The 13,398-nt window shown below is 66.6% G+C and carries 16 protein-coding genes; 6 read left to right on the top strand and 10 right to left on the bottom strand.

Annotation, left to right across the window (positions count from 1 at the left end):
• The first annotated feature begins 92 nt into the window (after positions 1-92).
• Positions 93-404 carry a metalloregulator ArsR/SmtB family transcription factor gene (locus tag H3005_RS01770; RefSeq protein WP_089239470.1) on the top strand — a complete coding sequence of 104 codons (312 nt, stop codon included), beginning with the start codon at positions 93-95 and terminating at the stop codon, positions 402-404.
• Positions 405-415: 11 nt separating this feature from the next.
• The gene (locus H3005_RS01765; protein WP_100551813.1) at positions 416-1,801 is read left to right on the top strand and encodes a DUF2867 domain-containing protein; all 1,386 of its coding nucleotides are present in this window, start codon (positions 416-418) and stop codon (positions 1,799-1,801) included.
• Positions 1,802-1,842: 41 nt separating this feature from the next.
• On the opposite strand, the gene H3005_RS01760 is transcribed toward H3005_RS01765, so the two are convergent.
• The 6 genes from H3005_RS01760 to arsH all read right to left on the bottom strand — a co-directional run bounded on the left by H3005_RS01760 (position 1,843) and on the right by arsH (position 7,080).
• Complete coding sequence (locus H3005_RS01760) at positions 1,843-2,274, bottom strand: pyridoxamine 5'-phosphate oxidase family protein (protein WP_100551812.1); 432 nt, start codon at positions 2,272-2,274, stop codon at positions 1,843-1,845.
• A gap of 134 nt (positions 2,275-2,408) precedes the next feature.
• On the bottom strand, positions 2,409-2,909 hold the full coding sequence (locus tag H3005_RS01755; RefSeq protein ID WP_100551811.1) for a GNAT family N-acetyltransferase: 501 nt from the start codon (positions 2,907-2,909) through the stop codon (positions 2,409-2,411).
• An 11-nt stretch (positions 2,910-2,920) separates the two neighbouring features.
• Complete coding sequence (locus H3005_RS01750) at positions 2,921-3,364, bottom strand: hypothetical protein (RefSeq protein ID WP_100551810.1); 444 nt, start codon at positions 3,362-3,364, stop codon at positions 2,921-2,923.
• 72 nt (positions 3,365-3,436) lie between these two features.
• Complete coding sequence (locus H3005_RS01745; RefSeq protein WP_100551809.1) at positions 3,437-5,179, bottom strand: GGDEF domain-containing protein; 1,743 nt, start codon at positions 5,177-5,179, stop codon at positions 3,437-3,439.
• Positions 5,180-5,234: 55 nt separating this feature from the next.
• On the bottom strand, positions 5,235-6,260 hold the full coding sequence (locus H3005_RS01740) for an AI-2E family transporter (protein WP_089239458.1): 1,026 nt from the start codon (positions 6,258-6,260) through the stop codon (positions 5,235-5,237).
• 88 nt (positions 6,261-6,348) lie between these two features.
• Complete coding sequence (gene arsH, locus H3005_RS01735; protein ID WP_100551808.1) at positions 6,349-7,080, bottom strand: arsenical resistance protein ArsH; 732 nt, start codon at positions 7,078-7,080, stop codon at positions 6,349-6,351.
• A gap of 17 nt (positions 7,081-7,097) precedes the next feature.
• On the opposite strand from arsH, the gene H3005_RS01730 reads away from it, so the two are divergent.
• From H3005_RS01730 to arsB, 3 genes are read left to right on the top strand one after another with little or no spacing between them, the layout of a single operon-like run.
• Complete coding sequence (locus H3005_RS01730) at positions 7,098-7,427, top strand: metalloregulator ArsR/SmtB family transcription factor (protein ID WP_100551807.1); 330 nt, start codon at positions 7,098-7,100, stop codon at positions 7,425-7,427.
• A 15-nt stretch (positions 7,428-7,442) separates the two neighbouring features.
• Positions 7,443-7,949 carry an arsenate reductase ArsC gene (locus tag H3005_RS01725; RefSeq protein ID WP_100551806.1) on the top strand — a complete coding sequence of 169 codons (507 nt, stop codon included), beginning with the start codon at positions 7,443-7,445 and terminating at the stop codon, positions 7,947-7,949.
• 14 nt (positions 7,950-7,963) lie between these two features.
• Complete coding sequence (gene arsB, locus H3005_RS01720; RefSeq protein WP_100551805.1) at positions 7,964-8,986, top strand: ACR3 family arsenite efflux transporter; 1,023 nt, start codon at positions 7,964-7,966, stop codon at positions 8,984-8,986.
• Positions 8,987-9,013: 27 nt separating this feature from the next.
• Here arsB and H3005_RS01715 read toward each other — a convergent pair whose 3' ends face one another.
• Entirely contained in the window at positions 9,014-10,006 is a 993-nt protein-coding gene (locus H3005_RS01715) for an aldo/keto reductase (protein ID WP_191077486.1), read from the bottom strand.
• A 133-nt stretch (positions 10,007-10,139) separates the two neighbouring features.
• Between H3005_RS01715 and H3005_RS01710 the strand changes: the two genes are divergently transcribed.
• Positions 10,140-11,033, top strand: coding sequence for a LysR family transcriptional regulator (locus H3005_RS01710; protein WP_100551803.1), 894 nt, complete (start codon positions 10,140-10,142; stop codon positions 11,031-11,033).
• A gap of 24 nt (positions 11,034-11,057) precedes the next feature.
• Here the strand turns inward: H3005_RS01710 and H3005_RS01705 are convergent, their stop codons facing one another.
• From H3005_RS01705 to H3005_RS01695, 3 genes are all read right to left on the bottom strand, one after another.
• Positions 11,058-11,720 carry a carboxymuconolactone decarboxylase family protein gene (locus tag H3005_RS01705; protein ID WP_223880006.1) on the bottom strand — a complete coding sequence of 221 codons (663 nt, stop codon included), beginning with the start codon at positions 11,718-11,720 and terminating at the stop codon, positions 11,058-11,060.
• Between the two features lie 94 nt (positions 11,721-11,814).
• Positions 11,815-12,285 carry a cupin domain-containing protein gene (locus H3005_RS01700; protein WP_191077484.1) on the bottom strand — a complete coding sequence of 157 codons (471 nt, stop codon included), beginning with the start codon at positions 12,283-12,285 and terminating at the stop codon, positions 11,815-11,817.
• A gap of 57 nt (positions 12,286-12,342) precedes the next feature.
• On the bottom strand, positions 12,343-13,398 hold the full coding sequence (locus tag H3005_RS01695) for an alpha/beta hydrolase (protein ID WP_191077483.1): 1,056 nt from the start codon (positions 13,396-13,398) through the stop codon (positions 12,343-12,345).

Genomic DNA, 13,398 nt, shown 5'->3' with positions numbered 1-13,398 from the left:
AAGCCGGGTGGCAGAACGCAACGGGCACGCCCGCGCTTGACATCATCCAGCCCCAGGGAGAACATCAGTTAACGAATTAGTTAACTAACCCCATGGACCGCATCTTCGAAGCCCTGGCCTCCACCGCACGCCGGCAGATCCTGGCCTACCTCAGCGCCGGCGAGCTCAGCGCGGGCGAGCTGGCCGAGCGCTTCGATTTCAGCAAGCCGGCACTGTCCAGCCACCTGCGCATCCTGGAAGACGCCGGCCTGATCGAACGCGAGAAGCGCGGCCAGTTCGTGTACTTCCGGCAGGTGCCCGAGCGCCTGGCCAACACGCTGTTTTCCTGGGCCGCCGAAGTCTGTCCGGTCGGTGGCCCGCTGAAGCGCGAAGCGCGCGCACGCCGCAAGACACCCGCCCGCTGAGGAGCACTGCGATGCCCGGTTCGACCCGCACCAGCCGTTCGTTCCCGAGTATCCAGCTTCCGGCACAGGACGGCGGTGGCCCGGTGGAAGTCACTCTGATCGCGCAGCTCGGCATCGGTGCCGGCGATGCGCTGGTGAGCGATGCCAGCCAGCGCCAGCGCCACCACCCCGCTTTCATCGATGCACTGGACGAGCCTTCAGCGCGGCTGGGTGGCATGCACCTGCAGCACGGCGATGCGTCGTCGCTGTACAGCTTCGTGGTGGGTGCCGGTGGCCATCCCTTCCATCGTCATGCCGGGCCGCGCATGTTCACCGCCATCGCCGGCAGTGCGGGTGCCGAACTACGGTTTGCCAGCGCGTCCGATGGGCAGCTGGCGGACGATCCCGCACACTTCCTGCGGTCACTGCGTCGTGTCCGCATCCCACCGGATTGCCTGTTCACCGTGCGCTTTGGCGGCGGCACCTGGCACCAGTTCGCCTCGAACAGTCCGGCACACCCTGCGCTGTTCGCGCTCTCGTGCCACAGCAATGAACTGGCCGGGGCAATGAGCGAGCAGGCACGCGCACAGGCACAGGCCAATGCCGCAGACATCCCCAGCTTGACCGACGTGCTGCCTGCAGCGCACTGGCCCACCGCAACCACGCTGGCGGCCACACCGTTGCTGCAGTTGTCACTGCAGGCGGCAGCACCCAGCCTGCGCGCGCGCCTGTGCGCGCAGACGCGCACGTTGCTCGGGCCGCTGCGCCGCCTCAGCCTGGAGCCACTGCGCGGATTCGTGGAACGGGCGACGCCGGCGTACCCGGTCTGCAGCAGCGCGGCGCCCACGCAGGGGATGCTCGCCAGCGCACTGCCGCACAGTCACTACAACGACACGACCACGCTGGCGCTGCACGGCGGGCAGACCGGCCACCGCTCCGCCTCCGCACTGCTGGCCGACGTACTGGACGGATTCCTGCGCAACCCGCCAGCCGGCGTCGGCCGCTTGATGGCCCTGCGCAATCGCCTGGTTGCGCCGCTGCGCCTGCGCACCTCCCCGCTGGGCTGTCCGGTGTCGTCACTGCTGTCCAGCGACCGCAGCCGCGTCTTCGGTGGTCGTTTCCCGGTACTGGATGCGCAGGTGGATGCGGAAGACCGGTGTGCCGAAGTGCTGCTCGGTGCCGATGACCGCCATCTGTGCTTCCGCAGCAGCGTACGCGTGCAGTTCAACGAGGACGGCCAGGTCGAGATCAGCCTGGGCTCGCGCGTGCAGACGCTCAATGCGTTCGGTCGCTTCTACATGGCGATGATCGACAGCGCGCATCGGCATTACGTGGCCCCGGCCCTGCTGCGCCGCGCAGTGGAACATGCGCTGGCGCCGGAACTGGCAGCGTGGTCCGGCGAGCCTGCGCACTCCTGACCCATGGACGCAAGGCACGGGGCCCTGTACGGGTTCCGCGATCAGACCACGATTTCGCCCTCGTCCTCGCCATCCCAGTAGTGGATGCGGCTGGCGTGCACGTGGATCAGCACCAGCCCTGGCGTGTCGACACCCTGTTCGAACCACCGCTCCAGGTCCTTCACCCAGTGCTGGGCCATCGTGCCGCGATCGCGGACCAGCGCTGCCCTGCCCTGCACGTGCACGAACAGCGGCGGCTTGCCCAGCAGTGACTTGCTGCCGGTAAGACCCAGCGCCACGTTCGGGTCGGCGCTGATCTCGCGCACCATGTCGGTCTCTTCCATGGTGAAGAACCAGCTGTCGCCGTCGTAGTCCACATCGCCGTTGTTGCTCATCGGGCGCCCAGCGATCTGGCCACCGGCATGAGTCTGCAGCATGGTGAAATCGATGCCGGCCATCTTCTTGGCCAGTTCGGGCAGGGTGAGCGTGGTCATGCGCAGTTCCTTCGACAGGTGGGCGCCCAGCGTCTGCCCAGTGCGGTGACCGAGGCGTGGATGACTGCTGCCGGTTTCTTCACGCGGTGAGCCCGGCGGTGCTTCTGCGCTCGCGCTGCAGTGACACTCGAGCGTCAACGCGGATAGCGGAACACCAGATCGTCCGGATCGCTGCGCACCGCCGCCCCATCCAGCACACCGCCAAGGCGAACCGCCACAGCCTGCGAGGCGTGGTTGTCCGCTGCCATGTAGCTGACCAGGGTCGGCAGGCAACGCACCACGAACGCCCAATCACGCAACGCCGCAGCGGCTTCGCTGGCGAAACCCTGCCCTTCCTGCCCGGCATACAGCAACCAGCCCAGTTCCTGTTCCGGGAACAGCGGGCCATGGTTGATGCCAACCTGGCCGATGCACTCGCCCGTATCGCGGCGCTCGATCATCAACGCGCCGTGCCCGAACAGATGCCAGCTGGCCAGGTCGTGGCAGAACTGTCCCCACGCGGCAACCTCACCAAATGGCCCACCCATGCCGCGTGCGCGGGGCGAGGCCAGGAATGCGGCATACACGGGGAAGTCGTCCAGGCGCTGCGCGCGCAGGCGCAGGCGGGGGGTTTCCAGCAGCGGAATGTCGATCATGCGTGTATCGGTCAGTACACGGCCAGGAAGCCGCACCCGCGGCGCTGTGGCTGGCCTTCAACCGTCACCTGCACGCTGGCCGATGTATCCACGCCTTCGGCATTGCGGCAAGGCTCGCGCTTGATCTCGACGATGGTGGGCTGCTTGCCCAGCTCACCGTTGAGTACTGTCAACGAACTGGGCGCACCGGCCGGCTGGCCGAGGTAGCGCAGCGTACCGGTGCTGTTGCGGCCGGCGATGGTGAGCGTGGCATCGTGGTTGCCCTTGCCGGTGGAGGCGATCTCGATGGACCAGCCTTCACCACCGCCGGTGAAGGCTGGTACCGGGCTGGCATCCGCGGCGATCGAAGGATGACGCGGTGCATCGGCGCCCGCATCGGCTTGCGGTGCACTGCTGGCGCAGCCAGCGAACAGGCCCGCCACCAGCGTGGCAGTCACAACGGAACGCAGAGTCATGGCGTACTCCTCCGGCAGACGAGCGGCCAGTCTAGGCAGAAGCGCGTGCGCTGGCGATGAACAAGGCTACCCTCAGCGTGCTGCACGCCCACCCGTAGCCACCTGCACCCGGTCGCGGCCCAGCGCTTTGGCCGCGTACATGGCGGTGTCGGCGGCGCGTACCAGCGCGTGCCAGCCGATCGGGTCAAGCGTGCCCTGAGCAACGCCGAAGCTGGCGGTGACCCGCAGGATCTCGCCACTGCCCAGCACGATGTCCTTGCCGCGCAGTGCCGCCCGCAGCGACTCGGCCAGCTGCCGGCCACTGGCCAGATCGCCTTCGGCCAGCAGCACCAGGAATTCCTCGCCGCCGTAACGGGCGACGCTGTCGTTGCGGCGCAGGTGGCGGCGCAGCAGCTGCGCCACCTGCACCAGCACATCGTCGCCGGCCGCATGGCCCTGCCCATCGTTGATCGACTTGAAATGATCGACATCCAGCAGAATCACCACCGCCTGCGTGCTTCCATCGGCATGCCGCTGTCGTACCAGCTCTTCCAGCGAGCGCCGGTTCAACAGGCCGGTCAGCTGATCGGTATCGGCCAGCTCACGCAGCTCACGGGTCAATGCAGAGCGCTGATGCGACTTCGCCCGCAGTACCTCGATGGCATCGAACAGGCGCTGCATTTCCGCCATCGGGTGGGTGGCATGCTGCTCGGTGCCCGGCGTATCCGAGGCGATCTGGATCACCTGCGCCTGCGCCTGCAGCAACGGCCGCAGGATCTGCACGTGGGCGATGCGCAGGGCCAGCGCAAGCAGCAGCAACGTCCCCAGCACCGTGGCGGCCAGCACGGCCAGGCGGACCGCTTCCTTGTTGCGGGTGTGCTCGAAGCGCGCGATCGAAACGCCGAGGTAGCCATCGCGCAGCGCTTCCAGCGATTGCAGGGTGGGCACGTAGCGCGAGGTGAACTCGGCCGCCGTCCAGGGTGGCGGCACCCCACGCCGCCCATCTTCGATCAGCTGTTCCACCATCGGCAGCGACTGGCCGAAGAACTGCCGGCGCGCCATGTCCCAATGCCAAGACAGCGTCGGCTCGCTGCGGAATACAGACTCGTGGCTGGCCGCCAACCGCCACAGCTCCAGCAGGCGGCCCTCGGTCTGCTGCGCAGCGCGCACCTGTGGCTCCCGCCACGCGCCGGGCACCGCCAGCGGCACCATCACGTTGGATGCCAAGCGGCCACCGTGCTCGCGCAGGTCGATCAGGATCTGCCCCTGCATGGCAGGAATCGCAGCTTCGCGATCGGCGGCGACCAGGTCGCTGATCTGCACCGACGTCAGCGCCTGCAGCCGGTCGTACACCGCGAACATGCTGTTGATCGCGTGCTCCACATCCTCTGCCGAGCGCTCGCCCCTGGGCAATGCGGCGACGCGGTCCACCGCAGCGCGCGCGGTCTGCAGCCGCCGCTGCGCTTCATGCAGGCGCGGTGTTTCGTCCACCACCCGCGGGTCGGTCTGGAACACGCTCTGCAGGTGCTGCGTCGCTGCGTCCACCCGCTGCCGGGCGACCACCAGCTGTGCAGCCAACCGGCGCTGCTCCTGCGCATCGGTGCTGTCGGCGCCGAGCAGGCTGTTGGCTGGCCCACGCTCGGCTGACACCAGATTGGCCAGCTCGAAGGTCTGCCGCAGCTGCCGCAGGCTGACCAGGTTGGCCTCGGCTTCGGTGTAGCGCTGCGTGCCCTGCACCAGCGCAATGGCCATCAGCGGCAGGGTGCACAGCACGAACAGGCCACCGAGGATCCAGAGCCAGGTCTGCAGTCCGTTTGGCGATGCCCTGCGGCCCATCGATGTACCCCCTGGCGTGCGGATCAGTGTAGCGCTGCGCTCGCGTAACGGTGGGTCAAATCCAGCGCTGGTCCACCAGTTCGCGCTTCACGTAGGCGTAGAACACCGGCGCGGCCACCAGCCCAGGCAGGCCGAACGCCGCTTCCATCACCAGCATGGCCAGCAGCAGCTCCCAGGCGCGCGCCTGGATCTCGCCGCCGACGATGCGTGCGTTGAGGAAGTACTCCAGCTTGTGGATCACCACCAGGTACAGCAGCGCAGCCACGGCCACGTAGAACGATACCGACAACGCGACGATGGTGATGATGGTGTTGGAGATGATGTTGCCCACCACCGGCAGCAAGCCGGCGATGAAGGTGATCAGCACCAGCGTCTTCGACAGTGGCAGGTGCACGCCGAACAGCGGCAGCACGCCCAGCAGGAAGATGGCGGTGAACACGGTGTTGAGCAGCGAGATCTTGACCTGGGCAAATACCACCTGGCGGAACGCGGTGGCCAGGCGGCTGGTACGGCCGATCAGTTCCTGCGCCAGCGGGCCCATCTTCGGCAGCGGCAGTTCGTCGTACAGCGCGATCATCGCGCCCAGCACCATGCCGATCAGCACGCGCACCCCCACCTGCACCACCGACGTGCCGGCCACGCCCAGCTGGCGCTGGTGCTCGGCGGCCCATTCGTTGACGGCCGCACGCAGCGCCGTCAGGTCTTCAGGGATGTAGGGCTGCAGCAGGGCCGGCACCTGGTGCCGGGAGGTGTTGAGGATGTCCATCAACCGTGCCAGCAACACGTCAGGGCCGCCGGTCTCGTTGCGGAAGAACGAGGCCACGCCGATACCTGCCAGCACCAATGCGCTGATGATCACCGCCGACAGCACGATCACCGCGATCGCCCGTGCCCGCCCGGGACGCAGTTTGCCTTCCACGGTGGAGGCGAGCACATGGGTCAGCTGGAACACCAGCAGGCCCGACAGCAGGGTCACCACCAGGCCAAGCTTCAGTGCCAGCCACATGCCCAGCAGCATCATCAACCAGGCGGCGATGCGTGCGGCGGGAGGCTTGGGCAGGGTCGGGATGACGAGCGACATCGGGGCACATCCTGGAGGGGTGGCCCATGGTAGTGGATTGAGGTGATGCGCCCGCGCACACGCGCATCCCTGCGGCCGCCGCCTGCCGTCAACGTGCAACCACCGCCCCGGCCGAGCGCGCCAATGCGGCCGCCTGCTGATCACCCTTGCGCTCGCTGTAGCGATCCACCAGGTAATCCGAACGGTCCCGCGTGAGCAGAGTGAACTTGACCAGCTCCTCCATCACATCCACCACCCGGTCGTAGTACGCCGAGGGTTTCATCTGCCCGTTCTCGTCGAACTCCTGCCATGCCTTGGCCACCGACGACTGGTTGGGGATGGTCAGCATGCGCATCCACCGCCCCAGCACGCGCAGCGTGTTGACCGTGTTGAACGACTGCGAACCGCCACTGACCTGCATCACCGCCAGCGTCCTGCCCTGCGTCGGGCGCACGCTGCCATCTTCCAGCGGCAGCCAGTCGATCTGGTTCTTGAACACGCCGGTGACCGTGCCGTGACGCTCCGGGCTGATCCAGACCTGGCCTTCGGACCATTGCGACCACGCGCGCAGGCGCTGCACTTCAGGGTGATCGGCGCCGACGCTGTCGAGCATGGGCAACGCATGCGGATCGAACACCCGGGTCTCGCAGCCGAGGTGACGCAGCAGGTGCTCGGCCTCCAGCGCCAGCTTGCGGCTGAACGACTGCGGGCGCAGCGAGCCATACAGCAGCAGGATCCGCGGCGCATGCGTGCGGCCGGTGCCCAGTTGAGACAGGTCGGGCTGGGGAAGCGAGGCTTCGGCCAGATTCGGGAGGATGGGACTTGCGATGGATTCATTCATTCGACTATTCTAGAAATATGGAAACGAAAAATGCAATCGCCGCCCTCACCGCCCTTGGCCATGCCACCCGCCTGGCCGCCTTCCGGTTGCTGGTGGAAGCCGGCCCGGCCGGCCGCATGGCCGGCGACATCGGCACCGCCCTGCAGGTGCCGCCGGCCACGCTCAGCTTCCACCTGAAGGAGCTGCTGCAGGCCGGGCTGGTCGAGAGCGAGAGCCAGGGCCGCAACGTCTGCTACCGCGCCAACTTCAGTGCCATGACCGGCCTGATCGAGTACCTCACCCACAACTGCTGCGCAGGCTCGCCCGATCCGGCCTGCAGCCCGACGTCCCCTGATTGCGCCTGCTGACCGGAGATCCGCTTCGTGACCACCCAACGCGTCCTGTTCCTGTGCACGGGCAATTCCGCCCGCAGTGTTCTTGCCGAAGCCACGCTGCGGGCGTGGGCCGGCCACCGCTTCGAGGTGTTCAGCGCCGGCAGCCAGCCAGCCGGCGCGGTCAATCCATTCGCCCTTGCCCAGTTGCAGGCCGAGGGCATCGCCACCGCAGGCCTGCGCAGCAAATCGTGGGACGAGTTCGCCGATGCCGCGCCGATGGACCTGGTGATCACGGTCTGCGATGCCGCAGCGGCCGAGGCGTGCCCGGTGGTGTTCGGCGACTTCGTGCGCACGCACTGGGGCTTGCCAGATCCGGCCGCCGTCGAGGGCAGCGCGGATGACAAGGCGGCCGCGTTCGCGCAGGCGCATGCCATCGTCAAGGCGCGGTTGCTGGCGCTGCTGGCATTGCCCGCTGCCACCTGGTCCGACCGCGGGCAGTTGAAAGACGCGCTGGATCGCATCGGTTTCGTGCAACCCGAGGACGGCCAGGCGTGAGCGCGACGGCACCGATGGGGTTGTTCGAGCGCTACCTGACGCTGTGGGTGGCGCTGTGCATCGTGGCCGGCACCCTGCTTGGCCACGCACTGCCGCAGCCATTTGCTGCGCTGGCGTCGGCGGAGGTGGCCAAGGTCAACCTGCCCATCGCCGTGCTGATCTGGTTGATGATCATCCCGATGCTGCTGCGGGTTGATTTCAGTGCGATGCGCCAGCTCGGCCAGCACTGGAAAGGCATCGGCGTGACGTTGTTCATCAACTGGGCGGTCAAGCCGTTCTCGATGGCACTGCTGGGCTGGTTCTTCCTGCGCCACGTGTTTGCCGATGCGCTGCCCGCCGCACAGGTCGACAGCTACATCGCCGGGCTGATCCTGCTGGCGGCAGCGCCCTGCACCGCCATGGTGTTCGTATGGAGCAACCTGTGCCGCGGCGATGCCAACTTCACCCTCAGCCAGGTGGCGTTGAACGACGCGATCATGGTGGTGGCGTATGCACCGGTGGTGGCACTGCTGCTGGGCCTGTCGGCGATCAGCGTGCCGTGGGACACGCTGCTGCTGTCGGTGTCGCTATACATCATCGCGCCGGTGCTGGTGGCCGTACTGCTGCGGCGCTGGCTGCTGGCCCGCGGCGGGCAGGCCGGCCTGCAGTCCGCGCTGCGAAAGCTGGGGCCGGTCTCGCTGCTGGCGTTGCTGCTGACGCTGGTGCTGCTGTTCGGCTTCCAAGGCGAGCAGATCGTGCGGCAGCCGCTGGTCATCGCCATCCTGGCAGTACCGATCCTGATCCAGGTCTACTTCAACTCAGGGCTGGCCTACCTGCTCAACCGACGCCTGGGGGTCGCCCACTGCGTGGCCGGTCCTTCGGCGCTGATTGGTGCCAGCAACTTCTTCGAGCTGGCAGTGGCCACTGCCGTGGGGCTGTTCGGCGTGCATTCCGGTGCGGCGCTGGCGACGGTGGTCGGTGTATTGATCGAAGTGCCGGTGATGTTGTCGGTGGTGCGCATCGTCAATGCGTCGCGCGGCTGGTATGAGCGACGCTGAGGCGGGGCCGCGCCGTGCTTGCATGGACTACAGGCCGGTCATCTTCATTGCTGCCTCGGGAAGCCGCTCGCCACTGAGGTGGATGTCCGCAAGCTGTTGATCGATACGGGCCAGGTCCTGCGCATCAAGCACCAGTTCAACGGCACCGAGATTTTCTTCCAGGCGATGCAGCTTCGTCGTCCCCGGAATCGGCGCGATCCAGGGTTTCTGCGCAAGCAACCAGGCCAATGCAACCTGCGCCGGCGTTGCGCCCTTCTCCGATGCCACGGTCTTCACTACGTCGACCAGTGCCATGTTCGCCCTGCGCGACGCTGCAGAGAAACGTGGCACGACAGTGCGGAAATCGGTGGCGTCGAACCGGGTGTGCTCGTCGATCCTGCCGGTCAGGAAACCCGCGCCCAGGGGACTGAACGGCACGAAGCCGATCTGCAGCTCCTGCAGCACGGAAAGCAGCTCATCTTCCGGGCCTCGCCAGAACAGCGAGTACTCGCTCTGCACCGCGGTCACTGCCTGCACGGCGTGTGCCCGGCGGATGGTCTGCACGCCTGCCTCGGATAGCCCGAAATGCTTGACCTTGCCTTCAGCGATCAGTTCTTTGACGGCGCCAGCGACCTCTTCGATCGGCACCGCCGGGTCCACCCGGTGCTGGTAGAACAGGTCGACGCGATCCGTGCGCAGCCGCTTCAGGCTGGCTTCGGCCACGGCTTTGATGTGCTCGGGCCGGCTGTTGGTGCCGCCGCCCCGTGCACCGGTTGCAGGGTCGATGTCGAAGCCGAACTTGGTGGCAATGACCACCTGGTCGCGCAGCGGCGCCAGCGCCTCGCCCACGAGTTCTTCATTGACGAAGGGACCGTAGGCTTCAGCAGTATCGAAGTGGGTGACGCCGCGTTCCACCGCGGTGCGGATGAGCGCGATCATCTCCCGCTTGTCGGCGGCCAGCCCATAGGCTGAACTCATGCCCATGCAGCCCAGCCCGAGGGCAGATACCTCCAGGCCTTGTCCAAGCTTTCGGGTCTTCATGTCTGGCTCCTTGTCGAGCGGTACGTGGGGTGGCCAGCATCGGGCAGCCGAGTCGTCATGGCGGCAATCTACGCCTCCCGCACCTGGTCTTGCAGAGGCATAATCGGATATCGCTTATATCTGGTGCGCATCAATGGGGATCGAACATTACGATCAGCTGGCCCTCTTCGCGCTGGTGGCGCGCGAGCGCAGCTTCACCCGCGCCGCCGCCCAGCTGGGCATGTCCCAGCCGGCATTGAGCCGGTCCATGCGGCAACTGGAAGAACGCCTGGGCGTGCGCCTGCTTGCCCGCACCACGCGCAGCGTGTCGCCGACCGAAGCTGGAGAACAGCTGCTGCGCGTCATCGCGCCCCGATTCGAAGAAATCGACAGCGAACTTGCCCAGCTCAATGCCTTCCGTGACAAACCCGCCGGCCGCCTGCGCATCACCGCCGGCGAGCACGCGGCGATCACCGTCATGCAACCGGTGCTGGGCAAGCTGCTGCCCGACCATCCCGATCTGAACATCGAAGTGATCGTGGACTACGGACTGACCGACATCGTCGCCGAGGGCTATGACGCCGGCATCCGCCTGGGGGAACAGGTGGCACGGGACATGATCGCGATGCCGGTCGGTCCGCAGCTGCGGATGGCGGTGGTGGGTTCGCCCGCCTATTTCCAGCGGCACCCCAGACCGAAATCGCCGCATGACCTGACCGGGCACAACTGCATCACCATCCGGCTGCCCACCCACGGCGGCATCTTCGCCTGGGAGTTCGAGAAGAAGGGCAAGGAACTGAAGGTGAGAGTGGAAGGCCAGCTGGTGTTCAACAACATCGCCATGCGCCTGCAGGCCGCACTGGAAGGGCTGGGCCTGGCCTACATGCCCGAGGATCTGGTGCACGCACACATCGAGGCCGGCACCTTGGTTCGCGTACTGGCCGACTGGTGCCCGCCCTTCCCGGGCTATCACCTGTACTACCCAAGCCGCCGGCAGTCCTCACCGGCCTTCACCCTGCTGCGCGATGCGCTGCGTTACGCACGCTGATCCGGCCCGCAGCGCAGGCAAGCATCAACGCGTGGAAGCGGCGACGTTCTGGTCAATGGCCGCATCGGCACGCGCTGCCGCAGCGGCCTCTCCGCTTTCGGCCAGCAGCCGCGCAACCTGGCGCAGCTGCGCGATGGTCAGGCCAACCCGCTGACTGGCCGCAACATGTGAGCGCAGCTGTGCTTCCACCCCGGGCGTGACTGCCAATGCGCCGACGGTGGCCAGCTCGCGGCTCTGCCAGTCCAGGTTGTCGCGTTCGAAGATGTCACCGAACAGGTGCGTCTGCAGGTACTGGTTGATGACCGGCGCGAACTCCATCACCGGGCCAGTGACCGGTGCGCCGGAGATACGCGTCTGGTTGGCGGTACCTGCGGCCAGCAATGCATTCCCTACCGGAATGGCGCGACTGGGTTCATGTCCGGGCGCGTCCTCGATGCCACGCTGCCTGCGGGCATCGGTCACGCGCAGCAGTTCCGCCAGCGCGTTGAGGCTGCGCGGGAAACCGGTATAGGCGTAAAGCTGCACCAGGATTTCCTTCGCTTCACTGACGGTGAGGCCGGCATCCAGACCACGGTTCAGCGCCATGTCGAGTCGGGGCATGTTGCTGGTGGCCATCGCAGCGGCAATCAACGGGATGGACTGCTGTCGGGCCGATAGCTGCTGTGCGTCGGCGTGGGTGTTGCTCATGGCGCGTGTCTCCTGCGGCGGATGGGCGTAGGCATGTGGCATGGTCAGGGCCGCCATGAAGATGCCGGCAGCAACCCAGCCGCATCGTCGCCGGCTAACGGGTGTTGTAGGCGTCATCACTGACCTTCTCCATCCAGTGAACGGTCTTGCCATCCACCGTGCCGCTCACCGCCAGATGGGTCATTGCACTGCTCGCCGATGCGCCATGCCAGTGCTTCACTCCCGGCGGGCAGACCACCACATCCCCCGGTCGGATTTCCTGCACCGGCTTGCCCCATTGCTGGGTCAGGCCGACACCGGACACCACCACCAGCCGTTGCCCGGCGGGATGCGTATGCCATGCCGATCGCGCGCCGGCGTCGAACGTCACATAGGCCGCCGATGCGGGAATGCCCGCGTCGGCCGCGAACAACGGATCAACGCGGACCTTGCCGGTGAAGTATTCGGCAGGACCTGCGGTGGAAGCCTGCGTGCCACCACGCACGATCTGCTGCGTGTCTGCTTCGGCGCCTTGCGCCAAAGGCGCGGCGACACCCAGTGCAATGCCCAACAGTGTTCTGGTCATCATGAAGTCCTCAATGCAGATCGTTCTGTTTGTCGCCGCCCGGACGGGCACGGTCGATCACAACGTGCGTCCATAGAAAGTCGTCAGCTTGGCCACCGCCGCATCCACATGCCGCGGCACCCAGTAGGTTTCGATGTGGGTGGCACCTTCCAGGGTGAACAGCTCCTTGTCTTTGGTCCCTGTCGCTTTGGCGAACGCGTCCTCGGTCATGTAGCGGCTGTCGGCCTTGCTGCCGGCGATCATCAGCAGCGGCTGGTCGATCAGTTCGATCTGGTCGGTCGCATCCCAGCGCATCAGGTCCAGCAGGCTGCTGGTGGTGTACTTGAAGGTGGAGCCCGGATGAGCGTGCGTCTTCCAGTAATACTCATATCCCTGCCGGTAGAGATCGAAAGGCAGGCTGGCGATCTGCTCATCGGTCAGGTTGGCGTCGCCCGAGTACAGCACTTGGCCACCGGCAGCTTCCTGCGCGCGTGCGGCGGATGCCTGTTGAAGGCGCTGCTGGATCGTCTGCAGTTGCGAGTCCACATAACCATTGCGGCGGACACGCCCCGAGTTGAACATGCTGATCGTTGCCACCGCCCTGAAGCGCTTGTCGGTCTGCGCCGCAGACAGCGAGTAGCCACCTCCGCCGCAGATGCCCAGCAGTCCCAGCCGCGTGGTGTCGACGCCCGGATAGCGGGTGATGTAGTCCGCCATGCCGAGGATGTCCTCGATGCGGAAGGCAGGCTTGTCCACGTTGCGTGGCTGACCGCCGCTGGCCCCCTGGTAGGCCGCATCGGCGGTGATGGTGATGTACCCCTCCGCGGCCAGCCGCTGGGCATACAGGCCGGCAACCTGTTCCTTGACCCCGCCATTGGGGTGCGCGACCACGACTGCCGGGTATTTGCTGCCGGGTGCGTAGTTGGGCGGCGTGTAGACGTTGGCGGCGATCCGCAGGCCATTGAGCGTGTACGACACCGGATGGATGTTCACCTCACCGGCGACGTTGCCGGTGATGGCCCCTTCATAGGCCAACGTATACGGGTTCTCACGGTAATCGGCCGCCTGCGCTTTGCCCACGCCCAGTCCGATCGCGATGGCCAGCAGGGTGGCGTGGAGGGCATTTCGCTTCAT

The sequence above is a fragment of the Stenotrophomonas sp. Br8 genome (assembly GCF_014763005.1).
Taxonomy (GTDB): Bacteria; Pseudomonadota; Gammaproteobacteria; order Xanthomonadales; family Xanthomonadaceae; genus Stenotrophomonas; species Stenotrophomonas lactitubi.
The sequence above is the reverse complement of the archived record's forward strand: the minus strand, read 5'-3'. Positions and strand labels throughout refer to the sequence as shown.